The organism is Mycobacterium sp. E3339 (assembly GCF_001666915.1).
In the GTDB taxonomy this organism is placed as follows: domain Bacteria; phylum Actinomycetota; class Actinomycetes; order Mycobacteriales; family Mycobacteriaceae; genus Mycobacterium.
In genome coordinates this window covers 1-14,409 of sequence record NZ_LZIZ01000154.1, presented here as the reverse complement: position 1 = coordinate 14,409, position 14,409 = coordinate 1, and the positions used below count along the sequence as shown (strand labels likewise).

Annotated in this window: 16 protein-coding genes; 11 read left to right on the top strand and 5 right to left on the bottom strand. The window is 70.0% G+C overall.

The window, feature by feature from the left end; genetic code table 11:
• Positions 1-47: 47 nt before the first annotated feature.
• From pcaH to A5702_RS13735, 3 genes are read left to right on the top strand one after another with little or no spacing between them, the layout of a single operon-like run.
• Positions 48-803 carry a protocatechuate 3,4-dioxygenase subunit beta gene (gene pcaH / locus A5702_RS13745; RefSeq protein WP_068221384.1) on the top strand — a complete coding sequence of 252 codons (756 nt, stop codon included), beginning with the start codon at positions 48-50 and terminating at the stop codon, positions 801-803.
• A complete protein-coding gene (gene pcaG / locus A5702_RS13740) occupies positions 796-1,356 on the top strand; it encodes a protocatechuate 3,4-dioxygenase subunit alpha (RefSeq protein WP_068221382.1) in 561 nt (186 codons plus the stop codon). The genes pcaH and pcaG overlap by 8 nt, the downstream gene beginning before the upstream one ends.
• The gene (locus tag A5702_RS13735; protein ID WP_068221379.1) at positions 1,353-2,579 is read left to right on the top strand and encodes a lyase family protein; all 1,227 of its coding nucleotides are present in this window, start codon (positions 1,353-1,355) and stop codon (positions 2,577-2,579) included. Before pcaG ends, A5702_RS13735 begins: the two co-directional genes overlap by 4 nt.
• On the opposite strand, the gene A5702_RS13730 is transcribed toward A5702_RS13735, so the two are convergent.
• The 3 genes from A5702_RS13730 to A5702_RS13720 form a co-directional block, all read right to left on the bottom strand.
• Entirely contained in the window at positions 2,570-3,217 is a 648-nt protein-coding gene (locus A5702_RS13730; RefSeq protein WP_068221377.1) for a TetR/AcrR family transcriptional regulator, read from the bottom strand. The two genes, A5702_RS13735 and A5702_RS13730, sit on opposite strands and share 10 nt — an antisense overlap.
• A gap of 147 nt (positions 3,218-3,364) precedes the next feature.
• Entirely contained in the window at positions 3,365-5,206 is a 1,842-nt protein-coding gene (locus A5702_RS13725) for a long-chain fatty acid--CoA ligase (RefSeq protein ID WP_068221375.1), read from the bottom strand.
• A 133-nt stretch (positions 5,207-5,339) separates the two neighbouring features.
• Entirely contained in the window at positions 5,340-5,603 is a 264-nt protein-coding gene (locus A5702_RS13720; protein ID WP_055403935.1) for a hypothetical protein, read from the bottom strand.
• A 354-nt stretch (positions 5,604-5,957) separates the two neighbouring features.
• Here A5702_RS13720 and A5702_RS13715 point away from each other — a divergent pair, with 354 nt between their 5' ends.
• The 3 genes from A5702_RS13715 to A5702_RS13705 all read left to right on the top strand — a co-directional run bounded on the left by A5702_RS13715 (position 5,958) and on the right by A5702_RS13705 (position 9,650).
• A complete protein-coding gene (locus A5702_RS13715; RefSeq protein WP_067820718.1) occupies positions 5,958-6,902 on the top strand; it encodes a GNAT family N-acetyltransferase in 945 nt (314 codons plus the stop codon).
• Between the two features lie 79 nt (positions 6,903-6,981).
• Positions 6,982-8,235, top strand: coding sequence for a S9 family peptidase (locus A5702_RS13710; protein ID WP_068221373.1), 1,254 nt, complete (start codon positions 6,982-6,984; stop codon positions 8,233-8,235).
• Between the two features lie 14 nt (positions 8,236-8,249).
• Positions 8,250-9,650 (top strand): wax ester/triacylglycerol synthase family O-acyltransferase, encoded by a 1,401-nt coding sequence (locus A5702_RS13705; RefSeq protein ID WP_068221371.1) that lies wholly within the window; start codon positions 8,250-8,252, stop codon positions 9,648-9,650.
• Positions 9,651-9,656: 6 nt separating this feature from the next.
• On the opposite strand, the gene A5702_RS13700 is transcribed toward A5702_RS13705, so the two are convergent.
• Positions 9,657-9,851 carry a hypothetical protein gene (locus A5702_RS13700; protein WP_197281273.1) on the bottom strand — a complete coding sequence of 65 codons (195 nt, stop codon included), beginning with the start codon at positions 9,849-9,851 and terminating at the stop codon, positions 9,657-9,659.
• A gap of 239 nt (positions 9,852-10,090) precedes the next feature.
• On the opposite strand from A5702_RS13700, the gene A5702_RS13695 reads away from it, so the two are divergent.
• The 5 genes from A5702_RS13695 (at position 10,091) to A5702_RS13675 (ending at position 13,931) form a co-directional block, all read left to right on the top strand.
• The gene (locus A5702_RS13695; RefSeq protein ID WP_068221369.1) at positions 10,091-11,251 is read left to right on the top strand and encodes a site-2 protease family protein; all 1,161 of its coding nucleotides are present in this window, start codon (positions 10,091-10,093) and stop codon (positions 11,249-11,251) included.
• 255 nt (positions 11,252-11,506) lie between these two features.
• Positions 11,507-12,187 (top strand): metalloregulator ArsR/SmtB family transcription factor, encoded by a 681-nt coding sequence (locus A5702_RS13690; RefSeq protein ID WP_055403941.1) that lies wholly within the window; start codon positions 11,507-11,509, stop codon positions 12,185-12,187.
• A complete protein-coding gene (locus tag A5702_RS13685; RefSeq protein WP_055405731.1) occupies positions 12,184-12,609 on the top strand; it encodes a hypothetical protein in 426 nt (141 codons plus the stop codon). Before A5702_RS13690 ends, A5702_RS13685 begins: the two co-directional genes overlap by 4 nt.
• Positions 12,610-12,640: 31 nt before the next feature.
• Positions 12,641-12,985 (top strand): cupin domain-containing protein, encoded by a 345-nt coding sequence (locus A5702_RS13680; RefSeq protein WP_055400833.1) that lies wholly within the window; start codon positions 12,641-12,643, stop codon positions 12,983-12,985.
• A 4-nt stretch (positions 12,986-12,989) separates the two neighbouring features.
• Positions 12,990-13,931 (top strand): nitronate monooxygenase family protein, encoded by a 942-nt coding sequence (locus A5702_RS13675; RefSeq protein ID WP_068221366.1) that lies wholly within the window; start codon positions 12,990-12,992, stop codon positions 13,929-13,931.
• A gap of 83 nt (positions 13,932-14,014) precedes the next feature.
• Here A5702_RS13675 and A5702_RS13670 read toward each other — a convergent pair.
• Positions 14,015-14,409: DUF1990 domain-containing protein (locus tag A5702_RS13670; RefSeq protein ID WP_068221364.1), on the bottom strand; the 395-nt coding region annotated here is incomplete at its 5' end.

The window sequence follows — 14,409 nt, the reverse complement described above, 5'->3', positions numbered from 1 at the left end:
CCCACCCTGCGGGGTTCGGCGGGCCATCGAGAGTAGCGTCACGGCTCATGAACCCCGAGTGCGTCGCGTCTCAGGGTGACATCACGGCCGAGATCGCCGCCATCGCAGCCGAATACCGCGGGCCGGAGCCCCAGCCCCGGCTGGACTACCCGCCCTACCGCGGCACCGTCCTGCGCCATCCCCAACGACCCCTGGTGCCGGTGGATCCCGAGGGGGTCGAACGCTGGGCGCCCTGCTTCGGCGACCAGGACGTCGACCCGCTCGACGCCGACCTGACGGCGGGCCACCCGGGCGAGCCCCTCGGCGAACGCGTGATCGTGGCAGGCCGGGTGCTCGACGGATCCGGCAATCCGGTGGCCGGCCAGCTGGTCGAGATCTGGCAAGCCAACGCCGGCGGCCGCTACCGCCACCAGCGCGACCAGCACCCGGCCCCGCTCGACCCCAACTTCACCGGCGCCGGCAGGTGCCTGACCGGGCCGGACGGCTCCTACCGCTTCCTGACCATCAAGCCGGGCCCGTACCCGTGGCGCAATCACCACAACGCGTGGCGCCCGGCGCACATCCACTTCTCCCTGTTCGGGACCGCTTTCACGCAGCGCCTGGTCACCCAGATGTACTTCCCGGGAGACCCGATGTTCGACCTCGATCCCATCTTTCAGTCGGTCCTCGACCCCGCCGCGCGGCGACGGCTGATCGCGCGCTACGACCACGACCTCACCGAGCCGGAGTACGCGACCGGCTACCGGTGGGACGTCGTGCTGGCCGGCGCCGCCCGTACCCCGACCGAGGGCGACGATGACTGAATTCCCTTGCACCCCAGGGCAAACGGTCGGCCCGTTCCTGGACCTCGGGCTGCCGTTTCCGGGGGACAGCGCGCTGGTCGGCGACGGACACCCGCAGGCGGTGCGGCTGCACGGCACGGTCTACGACGGTGCCGGCGCCGGCGTCGGCGACGCCCTGGTCGAGCTGTGGCAGGCCGACGGCGCCGGCCGCATCCCGCGGCAGGCCGGATCGCTGCGCCGCGACACTTCGTCGTTCACCGGGTGGGGCCGCTGCGCGACCGATGCTGACGGTCGTTACGCATTCACCACCGTGGTGCCGGGTTCGAGCGCCGGAGCGCCGCCGTTCTTCGCCCTGACCGTATTCGCGCGGGGTCTGCTGGACCGGCTGTTCACCCGCGCCTTCCTGCCCGACGGCGACCCGGGTGCCGACGCCCTGCTGGCCGGCCTCGACCCCGAACGACGCGCCACCCTGCTCTGCGAACACGAAAGCGATTGCCGGGCATACCGTTTCGACATCCGCCTGCAGGGCCCGCGGGAGACCGTGTTCCTGGCATACCGGGGCGGCGGGCGATGACCAACCTGTTGTGGCCCGGGGATCACCGTGCCGGAGAGCACATGACGGACCGGGCGCTCCTGCAGTCGATGGTCGCGGTGGAGTCCGCCTGGCTGGACGCCCTCGTCGCAGAAAAATTGGCCCCACCCGCGTGCACCGGGGCGGACCTGCCAATGCTGTTGACCGCCAACGATTGTGAATCCCTGGCAGTGGCCGCCGAGGACGGCGGCAACCCGGTCGTCGGCCTCGTCGAGCTGCTGCGCCAACGCGCCGCGCCGGAAGTCGCACCGTGGATCCATCGGGGCCTCACCAGCCAGGACGTCCTGGACACCGCTGTGATGCTCGGCGTGCGCGAGGTCGTGGGGGAGCTCGCCGCACAGCTCAGGGGCCAGGTCTCGACGCTGACCGAACTCGCCGCCCTGCACCGGAGCACTCCCATGGTGGCGCGCACGCTTGGCCAGCACGCCGCGCCGACCACCTTCGGCGCGAAGGCGGCCGGCTGGTTGAACGGCGTCGTGGACGCCTTCCAGGAGTTGTCCGAGTTGGTCGTGCCCGCCCAGATCGGTGGTGCCGCCGGAACATTGGCCGCCACCACCGAGCTGGCCACGCTGCTCGCCGGCGGGGCCGACCCCGCCGGGGTTTCCGCCGGCCTGGCGCACAGCGCGGCGGCGGCCCTGGGTTTGGCGGTCCGAATGCCTTGGCACACGACGCGGACACCGGTCACCGCGGCGGCCGACGCGTTCGTCGGCTGCACCGACTCGTGGGGCCGGGTCGCCGCGGACGTCGTCACCCTGACCCGGCCGGAGATCGGGGAACTCGGCGAGCCGGGCGGCGGCAAGCGCGGGGGTTCGTCGTCGATGCCGCACAAACGAAACCCGGTGTTGTCCATCCTCATCCGCCGGACCGCACTGTCCGTCCCGCAGCTGGCGGCGACCCTGCACACCGCCGCGGCGCTGGCCAACGACGAGCGGCCCGACGGCGCCTGGCACGCGGAGTGGGACACCCTGCGGATCCTGGCCCGGCGCACCATGGTCGCCGGATCCCAATGCCGTGAATTGCTGGCCGGGCTGACGGTGCACGCCGACCGCATGTACGAAAACCTGGACGCGGCAGACGTTTTGGGGGAGCAGGAAGCGATCGCCGAGCTGGCGGGGAAGCCCGCGTCGCCGACCTACTTCGGTGCGGTGGACCGGCTGATCGACGAGAGCCTGGACCGGGCGCGGCGGGTGATCGGTCAGCGCTGATAGATGCTGGCCAGCCAGATGTGCAGCAGCGTGTCGACGGCGCGGTCCTCGGGCATCGCCTCGTCCTCACCGGTGAACGTCGCGGCCATCACCCGCTCGCTGAGCATGTTGAGCGCGACCGACAGCTGCTCGGCCGGGACGGTGTCGGGGGCCGCGCCCCGCCCGCGCTCGGCCTTGATTGCCGTCGTGGTCAGCGAGATCCACCGCTGCATCAGCGTGGACCACAACTGCCGCACCTCGGGGTTGGTCGCCTTCGCCGCGGCGCCGGCCACGGCGACCGCCGGGTGCGAGCCCGATACGTCGAAGAACGCCTCGATGCGGGCCCGCCACAGGTCCGCGGGGTCGCCGGTCGAGATGCCGCCGAGCGTGCTGAGGGCCGCGTGCGCCTTGCCGTTCATCTGGTCGAGCAGCGACAGCAGCACCGCGTTCTTCGATCGGAAATAGAAGTAGAAGGTGGGACGCGAAATTCCGGCGCCTTTTGCTAGGTCGTCCACCGAAAAGTCGGCCAACGGCCGTTCCTGCAGCAGCCGCTCGGCCGTGGCCAGGATCGCTTGCTCGCGGTCGTCACCGGAGTGCGGTGACGACCGGCGGCCGCGCGAGGCGTGCAGGTACTTGGTTCGTGTCGGCAGGTCGGACACGCCCGTTACTGTTGGGCACGCCGATATACGCGAACGAAACGGTTGATTACGCGCAGCAATAATGTCGATTAAGTTCGGCGCTTTGTTCGCGGGTGCCGACGCATTTGCTGGCCGCGCGGTGCGCCCGGTGGCCCGAGGCCTTCGTGCTTATGCGCCGTAGAGGGCGTCGAGGCGGTCGTGGAATTTATCGATGACGACCTTGCGGCGCAGTTTCATGCTGGGCGTCAGATCGCCGGACTCGACGGTGAATTCGCGGTCGGCGATGGTGAACCTCTTGATCTGTTCCCATCGGTTCAGTTCGGTGTTCAGGGCGTCGATGTAGCCGGCGATCAGCTGCCGGGTCTTGTCGTCGCGCGCGATGTCGGCGAAGGACTTACCCGCCAAGCCGTTCTTACCGGCCCACTCGGTGATCGCCTCGCCGTCGAGGCTGACCAGAGCGACGCAATACGGCTTGCCCTCCCCGTACACGACGATCTCGCTGACGTACGGGCAGCAGCCTTTGAAGCGCGCGTCGATCGCCGACGGCGCCACGTACTTGCCCTGCGAGGTCTTGAACATGTCCTTCTTGCGGTCGGTGATGCGCAGGAACCCGTCGGGGTCCACCTCGCCGATGTCGCCGGTGTGGAACCACCCGTCGGTGTCGAGCGCCTCGGCGGTGGCGTCGGGAAGGTCGTGGTAGGCCGTCATCAGCCCCGGCCCTTTGAGCAGGATCTCGCCGTCGTCGGCGATCTTCACGTCGGTGGCCGGGAAGGGCCAGCCGACCGTCCCGAACCGATAGGCGCTGGGGCGGTTGATGAATGAGGCGGCCGCGGTCTCCGTCAGCCCGTAACCCTCGAGCACGATGATGCCCACGGCGTCGAACCACTGGGCGACGTCACGGTCCAGCGCGGCCGCGGCGGAGACGAAGAACCGCAGGCGTCCGCCGAACCGCTCGCGGATGGTGCTGAACACCAGCCGGTCGGCCACCCGGTAGGCCAGCGACGATGCCAGCGAGGGCTTTTTCCCGGACTGTCGCGCCTCCGAGACCCTCTTGCCGACCCCTATCGCCCAATCGAAGATCATTTTCCTGAGCCTGCCGCGCTCGGCGGCCATGTCCTGGATGCGGGCGTGCGCCTTCTCGAAGATGCGCGGCGCCGCGCCCATGATGGTCGGCCGCACGGCCGCGAGATTGTCGATGATCCGCTCGACGCGCCCGTCGATGGCGGTGGGGAAGCCGATCTGCAGGGGCAACGCCAGCATCACCTTGCCGAACGCGTGCGACAGCGGCAGCCAGAGGAAATTGAGGTCGTCGGGACCAAGGATGCCCAACGCGTCGATGGCCGCGGCGGTGTACGTCCATGCCCCGTGCGTCAGCCGCACGCCCTTGGGCCGGCCGGTGGTGCCGGAGGTGTAGATCAGGCTGGCCAGGTCGTCGGGGCCGACGGCCGCGATTCGCTCGTTGACGGCCTCGGGCGCGTCCGCGAGCAATTGCTTGCCCAGCAGATCCAGATCGGCGAGGGAGATCACCCAGTCGCCGTCGCCGTTGCCGTCGATGACGACGACCTTGCCCACGTCGGGCAGTTCGGCCCGGTGCGCGATCAGCTTGTCGAGCTGGGTCTGGTTCTCGGCGACCACCACCCGGCTGCCGGAATTGGCCACGATGTAGGCGACATCGGGCGCGTTGGTCGTCGGATACACGGTCGTGGTCGCGGCCCCGGCGCACATGATGGCGAAATCGACGAGGACCCACTCGTAGCGCGTCGCGGAAGCGAGCGCGACCCGGTCCTCGGGCGCGATACCCAGCGCGATCAGGCCCGCGGCGAGGTTGGTGACGCGTTCACCGACCTGTTGCCAGGTCAGGCTCGCCCAGGTGTGGTCCTGTGGATAGCGGAAGGCCTCCGTATCGGGGCTGGCGGCGACGCGGTTGACGAACATCCGTGCGACTGACGGGGCCCGGTTCTCGATCTTGCGGAGGTCGGGCCTCTCCATTGAGGCCAGTGTTGCTTTCATGACGCGAATCCATTACTGGGAGAACGGATACCGGTGACGTGGCGCACCGATATACCGTTCGATCCTGGGCAGCGCGGTGACCTCGCGGTAGAGACGAAAGTCACGTGGGGATCGGCAAACGTCCCGGCGAGCGTCAGTCGGCCAGCGCTATCTCGATGGACAGGCACTCCCCGAGGGCGTGCGCCGCGGACCAATCACCGCCGCGAACCGCGCGCTCGAGGTCGTCGACCAGCGGGCTGTGCGCGCCGAGCTCCGCCAACCACGCGGAGACGGTCGCGGGAATTTGATGGGCGGGCACCCGGGCGATGTGTCCATCGTGGAGGCGATCGGTCAGCTGGTAGATCGTGGCAGTGGGCCTGCGTTGCGGCCAATGCTGCCGCCACTTCGCTGTATTCATGTTCCCTCCCCGTTAGCCTTAACGATCCATCCGACCAGTCCCGAGGGGCCGGGCGTAGAGGCGAAGAGCACGACTACCGAAAGGCTTTGGTCTTGCTTGCGGCCTGCCGAAGTCCCAGTCCGACAGGGTCTTTTGTCACTGCGGTCACCTACTTACTTCTCCGGCGATGGCGGTGCGGGTCGCGTACCGTACATCGGGATGGTGCATCGCCACGTTACTCGTTTCGGGTTCCCCAATTTACGAAATCGGCGAGATGACCGCTTTAGCAATGGATTCGCAATCGGGATGTGATTCCGGGTGGGCGAGCGGGCCGGCGTGAGGGCCGTCAGCGCCGACGAACTTGCCGCTCTGCCGATGTTTGCCGACATCCGGGCGGAGGACCTCGCCCCGCTGGCGGCCCTGCTCGAACCCCTGCACGCCGTGGCGGGCGAGGTGCTGATGCGGCAGGGCGAACGAGCGGAGTCATTCGCGATCATCGCGTCCGGTCGGGTCGAGGTGCGGCACGCCGGCCCCGCGGGCCGGGTGACAACCACCGAGTTGTCGTCGGCAACGATCGTCGGCGAGATCGCGTTGCTGCGGCACGCGACCAGAACGGCGACGGTGACCGCGCGCGAGGACGTGCGCGGCTACACCGGTTACAGCGCCGCGTTCGACCGCATGCTGGCCATGCCGGCCATTGCCGGCCAGATGCTGCGCACCGCGCGGCAGCGGCTCGCCGCCTACATCACCCCCATCCCGGTATCGACCAGAGACGGGGCCCCGCTGTCGTTGCGCCCCGTCCTACCCGGCGACGCCGAGCGGTTTCAAACCAGCGGTTCCTTCTCCCGGGAGACCCTTTACCGGCGGTACCAGGGCGGGACCCCGACCGAGGCGCGCCTGAGCTATCTGTTCGAGGTCGACTACGTCGACCACTTCGTCTGGGTCGTCACCGACGGCGCCGCGGGGCCGGTGATCGCGGACGCCCGCTTCGTCCGGGACCAGGACGATCCCGCCTCGGCGGAGGTCGCGCTCACCGTCGCGGACGGCTACCAGGGCCGCGGGATCGGCACGCTGCTGCTCGGTGCGCTGGCGGTCGCCGCGCGCGTCGACGGCATCAGGCGGTTTCACGCCCGCGTGCTGGCCGATAATCCGCCCGCGCGCGCGTTGGGGGAGAAGGTGAAGGCGCGCTGGGCGCACGAGGAGCCGGGCGTGGTCACCACGACGGGCGAGATTCCGCGCTTCGCCGACCTGCCGCTGGATCCCGAGGTGTCACAGCAGATCCGCCGGGTCGCCCGCCAGGTGATCCAGGCGTTCGACTAGGCCGGGCATGGACTTTCGCGGCGGCGACCGGGCCGTAAGTCCCTAACCGGCCGGTTTGACCGCCTGCTACCTTGCCCCCATGGCGGGACCGACCAACGACGGCGCTTCCGAACCCCCGGGTGCGGCGCCTTCCAGCGCATCCGGTGGCATCGGGTTGAGCAGCGCCGTCAGGCCGTTCACCAGCACCGGTCGATACCTCGCCCAGTCGTGGCGCGACTACCTCGGGCAAGCGCCCGACGAGCTTCCGATCGCGCGGCCCACCCTCGCCCTGGCGGCGCAGGCGTTCCGCGACGAAGTCGTCCTGGTGGGCCTGAAGGCGCGCCGCCCGGTCAGCCGACCCGACGACTTCGAGCGGATCACGAGCGAGGTGGACGCGGCGCTGAAGTTCTACGGCGACCGGGGCTGGCTGGACCATCCGAAGAAATTTTTCGGTGCGCCTCCGCCGCTTTCGGATGTCGAGGTGCGAAAGGTCAAGAAGGGCAGGCGTTCCTACTACCGGATGTCCTTCGAGAGCGGATACCACCCCCGGCCGGGTGAGCCGGGCACCGAGCGGTGGATGGGCTACACCGCCAACCGCCGCGAGTACGCCCTGTTGCTCCGCCATCCACAACCGCGGCCCTGGCTGGTGTGCGTGCACGGAACCGAAATGGGCCGGGCCGCTTTGGATCTCGCTCTGTTCCGGGCCTGGCGGTTGCACGAGGATCTCGGGCTCAACGTGGTGATGCCGGTGCTGCCGATGCACGGCCCCCGCGCCCGCGACCTGCCGAAGGGCGCGGTGTTTCCCGGGGAGGACATCCTCGACGACGTGCACGCGACGGCGCAGGCGGTGTGGGACATCCGGCGGCTGTTGTCCTGGATACGCCGGCAGGAGCCGGAATCGCAGATCGGGTTGAACGGTCTTTCGCTCGGCGGCTACATCACCGCGCTGGTTGCCAGCCTCGAAACCGGGCTCACCTGCGCGATTCTCGGCGTTCCGGTCGCCGACCTGGTCGGGCTGCTCAACCGGCACGCGGGGCTGTCCCCCGAGGACCCCCGACGCCAGACGATGGAACTGGCCGAGGCGCTGGGGCGGATGACCTCGCCCCTGTCGCTGGCGCCCCTGGTGCCCCTGCCTGGCCGTTTCATCTACGCGGGCGTCGCCGACCAGGTGGTGCACCCGCGCGAGCAGGTGATTCGCCTCTGGGAGCATTGGGGCAAACCGGAAATCGTCTGGTACCGCGGCGGTCACACCGGATTCTTCCGCGCGCGGCCGGTACAGCGGTTCGTCGAGGCGGCATTGCAGCAGTCGGGCCTCTTGACCGGGGCCATGACCGAACGCGACCGCCCCGCCTAGTCGCGGAGCCCGAAATGCAACCCTTGGATCCGTTGGACGCGGCCATGATGACCGCGGAGTGGGTGTCGAGCCCGATGCACGTCGCCGCCGTGCTGATTCTGTCGCCGCCGGATGACGCCGGGCCCGACTACGTCGAGGAACTGCACCGGACGGCGCTCGCCGGGATCGACTCGGTCGATCCCCGGCTGTGCAAATACCCGCATCGCGGCGTGGACACCGGGGGCATGTGGGTCTGGCGACACATGGATCCCGTTGACGTGAGCCGACATTGCCAGCGCCGCACCGTCACCGAAGACGGGTTCTGGCGGCTGATCGGGGAATTGGACGCGCTGCGCCTGGACTGGAACCGGCCGATGTGGATGTCGTATCTGATCGACGGGCTGGACGGGGGCCGGTTCGCCTTCTACATCAAGGTGCATCACACCGTCACCGACGGGGTGGCGGGCTTCCAGATGATCACCGACGCGCTGAGCACCGATCCGAATCGCCGCTCGATGCCACCGTTTTACGCCGACCATCGGCGTGCGCCCGCACCGCCGGCCCCGGGCGGCGGCCTGGTGTCCCGCCTGGTGGCACCGGTGAAATCGCTGACCGACGCGGCGGCCGCGGGCGCGGGGCTGATCGGGCGGGTGGCCGCCGGCGAGATCACCACCGTGCTGGACTCGCTGGTGGGGCACACCACCGTGCTGCCCCTGGGCGCCCCCTTCACCCGGTTCAACGGCCGCCCGGGCCCCGAGCGCGCGGTCGCCGCGGGCAGCTGGGCACTCGAGCGCATCCACGCGGTGCGCGAGGCGGCCGGGGTGACCGGCAACGATGTGCTCACCGCGATGGCGGCCGGCGTGGTGCGGCGCTGGTTGGGCGATCACGGCGAATTGCCCAATCGGTCCCTGGTGGCGGCCTGCCCCGTCACGGTGCGCGACCGCGACCACGACGTGCCGGATGACCAGCACGGCAACCGGTTTGGATTGTGGATGTGCCCGCTGGGCACCGACCTGGACGATCCGAAGGCCCGGCTCGATCTGATCCATCGGTCGATGTCGGAGGGCAAGCGGTGGGTGTCCAAGCGGGGAGCGGCGGCATCGCTGCTGACCAACGCCGGAAGCATCGCCGCGACGGCCATCGGCCCGTTGCTGCCGTTCACACCGAAAATCCGCACCGGGTACAACCTGCCGATCTCGCACGTTCGCGGCCCCTCGGCCCAAATGTATTGGAACGGCGCGCGTATCGAGGCGATGTACCCGGTGTCGACGGTGTACGACGGCCACGCGCTCAACATCACGACGTGCCTGTACGCCGAGCGGGTCGGATTCGGCTACGCCGCGGGCCGCGACGTGGTGCCCGATATCGAGACGCTGATCCCGTGGACCGAGGAATCCCTTGCCGAGTTGGAAAGCGTTGTGGGCGTTGCTAATTGAAGCGTGTTAGCTGCGGCGGCGCCCCAGAACGCGTTCCAGGACGGTGTTGGACAGGTCGCCGTCGTCGGCGACGCGGGAGAGGCCGCGGCGACGCAGGAATGTGTCCAGGCGGCGGTCGGGGGACCAGTCGGCGTAGATCGGCCCAAGATAGTGCGATTGCAAGAATTCCGAAGCCAGGGCGTCCACGTCAGAGTCGGTCAGCAAGAGATACCCCCATAGCCGTCTTACTCCTTTGGTCAACCGCATCAGTCAAGTTACGGGAGACCGCGCGGTAATTCCGTCACGCGCAGATTGCGGATGCGGCCCAAAGTCATCACGGCAAGCCAACCCGGCCGCCGGCGCGGGGTCCAACGACCCTAGTGGCGACGGCGGCGTCGACCTACGTTCGGGTCAGAGGCGGCCCTCGAACCGCCTCCCCTCAACGACTTTGGAGGTCCGAGGTGCGCGACGCGATCCCACTGGGGCGGATCGCCGGCTTTCCGGTGAACCTGCACTGGAGCGTGCTGGTCATTTTGTGGTTGTTCACCTGGAGCCTGGCCAGCACGCTGCCCTCCAGCGTCGGGGGTTACTCGCCGCTCGCCTACTGGGCGGCCGGCGCATGCGGTGCGCTGGTGCTGCTGGCGTCGCTGGTGGCGCACGAGCTGGCGCACGCCGTGGTCGCCCGCCGCGCCGGGGTGCCGGTGGGCAGCGTGACGCTGTGGCTGTTCGGCGGCGTGACCACGCTCGGCGGCGAGGCGAAGACGCCGGGGGCGGCGTTGCGCATCGCGATCGCGGGTCCGGTCACCAGCCTCGGGCTGGCGGCCGTCTTCGGCGGCCTGGTTGCCGCCCTGCCGGCCATGGGCGCCAGCCCGATCGCCGTCGGGGTCGCTTCGTGGCTGGCCGGCATCAACCTGCTGCTCGGGCTGTTCAACCTGTTGCCGGGCGCCCCCTTGGACGGTGGCCGGGTGCTGCGGGCCTTCCTGTGGCGCCGGCACGGGGACAGCGTGCGCGCCACCATCGGCGCGGCCCACGCCGGGCGGGTGGTCGCGTTCATCCTGATTGCGTTGGGATTGGCCGAGTTCCTGGTCGGCGGTGTCGTGGGCGGTGTGTGGCTGGCCTTCATCGGCTGGTTCATCTTCGCCGCCAGTCGCGAAGAGGAGACGCGGATTTCGACGCAGCAGATGTTCGCCGGGGTGCGCGTCGCCGACGCCATGACCGCGCGGCCGCACACCGCGCCAGGCTGGATCACCGTCGACGATTTCGTGCAGCGCTATGTGCTCGGCGACCGGCATTCGGCGTACCCGGTCGTCGACCGGAGCGGGTCGGTTACGGGGCTGATCACGTTGCGGCAGTTGCGGGACATGGCGCCCGGGCGGCGCGCCACCGCCACCGTTGGCGAGGTGGCGCAACCCCTGCAGGAGGTGCCGTCCGGCGCGCCGCAGGAGCCACTGACCGCCCTGCTGGAGCGGATGGCCCCCGCCGGCCCCCGCAGCCGTGCGCTGGTGTTCGAGGGCGACCAGGTGGTCGGCATCGTCACGCCCACCGACGTGGCTCGGCTCATCGAGGTGTATCGGCTTGCCCACCCAGAAGACCCGAAACGGGCGTCGGCGCGGAGCATTTGAGCGCATGGCTCTAGGCGGGGGAGGTGCCGGGTGTGATCTTCAGCCGCCTTTCGTTTTTACAAAAATTCATTGTGTAAACTCTTGGCCCATGGCGTGCGTGCGTGGTGCGGCTTTGGCCGAGCGCCCGGCTGGGTGGGCGCCGGGCGGCCGCGGGATTCGCGGGTTGGGCGGCCAAGACGCCCCGGGCCGGTGTAGACACGCCTTGGGTGGCCGCTCGAGCGATGGCCGGCCAAGCAGAAGGAGCGTGAGGGTCCCGTGAAGTTGCCGCCGAGGTCGACCGGCGAATCCGCCAGCCGCCGCCGCGAGGTGCTGCGGATCCTGCGGGCGTCGCCCGATGCCATGAGCATCGCCGCCATCGCCGAGGTGCTGGGCGTGCATCCCAATACCGTCCGCTTCCACCTCGAGAGCCTGGTCGGCCAGGGCCAAGTGGAGCAGGTCGAGCTGGACCGCAAGGGGCCGGGCCGTCCACCCCTGATGTTCCGCGCGGTGCGGCAGATGGACCGCGGCGGCACGCGGCACTATCGCCTCCTCGCCGAGATCCTGGCCGTGGCGTTCGCCGGCGAGCGGGACGCCGGCGCCAAGGCCTTGGCCGCGGGCCGCGCCTGGGGCCGAAAGCTGGAATCCAGCCTGGAAGCGGTGCCGCCGAAGGCCGCCAACGCCGCCGACGCCATCGACCAACTGGTGAACATGCTCGACGAACTCGGCTTCGCACCCGAGCGCCGGAAGGCCGATGGCGGGCAGCAGGTCGGGCTGCGGCACTGCCCGTTCCTGGAATTGGCCGAAGACCGGATGGCCGTCGTCTGCCCGGTGCACCTCGGCCTCATGCAGGGCGCCATGGAGGCGTGGGGCGCGCCGGTCTCGGTCGACCGGCTCGACGCGTTCGTCGAACCCGATCTGTGCGTGGCGCACCTGGCGCCGCAGAAAGTGGCCAAATGAGCGCCGGGCCGGCGGTCGCCGTCGCGGTGACGTTCGTGTGGCTCGGCATGGTGCTGGCCATTTCGTTCCTGGAGGCGCCGCTGAAATTCCGGGCGCCCAACGTGACCTTGCAGATCGGGCTCGGCATCGGGCGGCTGGTGTTTCGCGCCCTCAACACCGTCGAGGTCGCCTTCGCCCTGGTTGTGGCGGCGATCGTGGTCGCCGGCCCCTCGCGGGCGGGCGTCGCCGCGGCGATCTTCGTCGCCATCGGCGCGCTGGCGGTGCAGTTGATCGCGGTGCGGCCCCGATTGACACGCCGATCCGACAGCGTGCTCGCCGGGGCGCAGGGGCCGCGCTCGCGGGCCCACTACGTGTACATCGGCTTGGAAGTGGTCAAGGTCATCGCGTTGGTGGTGGCGGGGATACTGCTATTGACGGCCTGATCGCGTCCGCTCAACCGCAAAGGACTCAGCTATGGAATCGATCTCGTTGACCAGCCTCGCGTCCGAAAAGCTGGCCGAAGCCAAGGAATCGCACAGCGGCCGGGCCGCCCACACCATCCACGGTGGCCACACCCACGAACTTCGCCAGACCGTGTTGGCTTTGCTTGGCGGCCATGACCTTTCCGAACACGACAGCCCCGGCGAGGCGACGCTGCAGGTCCTGCAGGGTCATGTCCGCTTGACGGCCGGCGGTGACGCGTGGGAGGGCAGGACCGGTGACTATGTCGCCATCCCGGCGGAGCGGCACGCGCTGCATGCGGTCGAGGATTCGGTGGTCATGCTGACCGTGCTCAAGACCCTTCCCGCGGTTCACTAGCCGGATGCTCGCCACGCGCTGGTCGAGGGAATTCGGGCTGCGGGTCCCGATCGTCAACGCGCCGATGGGTGGGGTCGCCGGCGGCCGGCTGGCCGCGGCGGTCACCGCCGCCGGCGGTCTGGGCATGGTCGGCATGGGCAGCGTCGCGACGAGGGAACTGCTGCAAGCACAGCTGCGGCACGTGCGGGGGACCTTCGGCATCGGTCTGGTCGACTGGGTGATGCGCACCGAGGCGGGCCTGCTAGACGACGCCGTGGCCGCACGGCCGGCGCTGCTGTCGGTCAGCTTCGGGACCGACTGGTCGTGGGTCGCCAAGGCCCACGACGCCGGAATCCCCACGGCAACACAGGTTTACGACGGCATCGGGGCTCGGCAGGCGGCCGACGCCGGCGTCGACATCCTGGTGGCCCGGGGTGCGGAGGGCGGCGGGCATGGCGAGACGAAGCTCGCGACGCTGCCGTTGCTCGACACCGTGCTGGACGCCGTCTCGGTGCCGGTCCTCGCGGGTGGGGGTGTCGCGTCGGCGCGCAGCCTGGCCGCCGTGCTGGCCGCCGGGGCGAGCGGGGCGTGGGTGGGCACCCGCCTGGCCGCGTGCCCGGAGGCGCTCTCCGGCGACGGCAGCCGCCGCGCGCTGATCGCGGCCCGGGCCACCGACACCGCGGTCACCCGGGCGTTCGACGTCGCCCAGGCCCGGCCGTGGCCCGCGCGCTTCCCGTCGCGGGTGCTGACCAACGACTTCGTCGAGCGCTGGACCGGCAAGGAGGACGCGCTCGACCCGCAGGCGTGCGACGAACTCGAGGCCTCGATCGCCGCCGACGATCGCCGGGTGGCCCCGGTCGACGCCGGTCAGGGCGTCGGGATGATTCGCGACGACGCGTCGGTGGCTGAGGTGATCGACGAAATGTGTTCGGGCGCAGAGCGTTTGCTCGCTCGCTGGGGATCCTAGCGCCGCCCGCCACGCTGGCGTGACGTTCGGCGGCCTACGTCACGCTGGCGTGACGCTCGGCGGCCTGGGGACCTAAGCCCGGCTCAGACCCCGCGCAGATAGCGTTTGGCGATGACGCGCTGGGCCACCGCCACCACCGGCCTGGCGACCTTGCTCCACCAGGTCGCCGGCCGGGAGAACGCCGTCACCTCCGCGAACACCGCGGAGGTGGCGGGGTCGCGCCGGACGACGAAGCGTTCCTCGCCGGACTCCGGATGCCCCGGCAGGGTGCCGTAGGCGAATCCGCGCATGTCGGGTTCGTCGATCACGTACACCACCCGGCACGGCGCGGGCAGAAAACCCATGCGCACCAACACAACCGTGCCGACCTCGGCGACCTCCGAGCTGGCCCGCACCCGCAGGCCCGCGCCGTGCTGCATGCCCCACCGCATGACGGCGTCGGCGGCCTTCTCGAAGCGCTGCTGCCCCGTGCCGATCT

Coding starts and splice junctions, on each gene's coding strand:
- A5702_RS13685 (WP_055405731.1), top strand. CDS start 12,184: ATGAGCGCCGGGCCGGCGGTCGCCGTCGCGGTGACGTTCGTGTGGCTC.
- pcaG (WP_068221382.1), top strand. CDS start 796: ATGACTGAATTCCCTTGCACCCCAGGGCAAACGGTCGGCCCGTTCCTG.
- A5702_RS13705 (WP_068221371.1), top strand. CDS start 8,250: ATGCAACCCTTGGATCCGTTGGACGCGGCCATGATGACCGCGGAGTGG.
- A5702_RS13675 (WP_068221366.1), top strand. CDS start 12,990: ATGCTCGCCACGCGCTGGTCGAGGGAATTCGGGCTGCGGGTCCCGATC.
- A5702_RS13720 (WP_055403935.1), bottom strand. CDS start 5,603: ATGAATACAGCGAAGTGGCGGCAGCATTGGCCGCAACGCAGGCCCACT.
- A5702_RS13710 (WP_068221373.1), top strand. CDS start 6,982: ATGGCGGGACCGACCAACGACGGCGCTTCCGAACCCCCGGGTGCGGCG.
- pcaH (WP_068221384.1), top strand. CDS start 48: ATGAACCCCGAGTGCGTCGCGTCTCAGGGTGACATCACGGCCGAGATC.
- A5702_RS13715 (WP_067820718.1), top strand. CDS start 5,958: ATGTTTGCCGACATCCGGGCGGAGGACCTCGCCCCGCTGGCGGCCCTG.
- A5702_RS13680 (WP_055400833.1), top strand. CDS start 12,641: ATGGAATCGATCTCGTTGACCAGCCTCGCGTCCGAAAAGCTGGCCGAA.
- A5702_RS13735 (WP_068221379.1), top strand. CDS start 1,353: ATGACCAACCTGTTGTGGCCCGGGGATCACCGTGCCGGAGAGCACATG.
- A5702_RS13725 (WP_068221375.1), bottom strand. CDS start 5,206: ATGAAAGCAACACTGGCCTCAATGGAGAGGCCCGACCTCCGCAAGATC.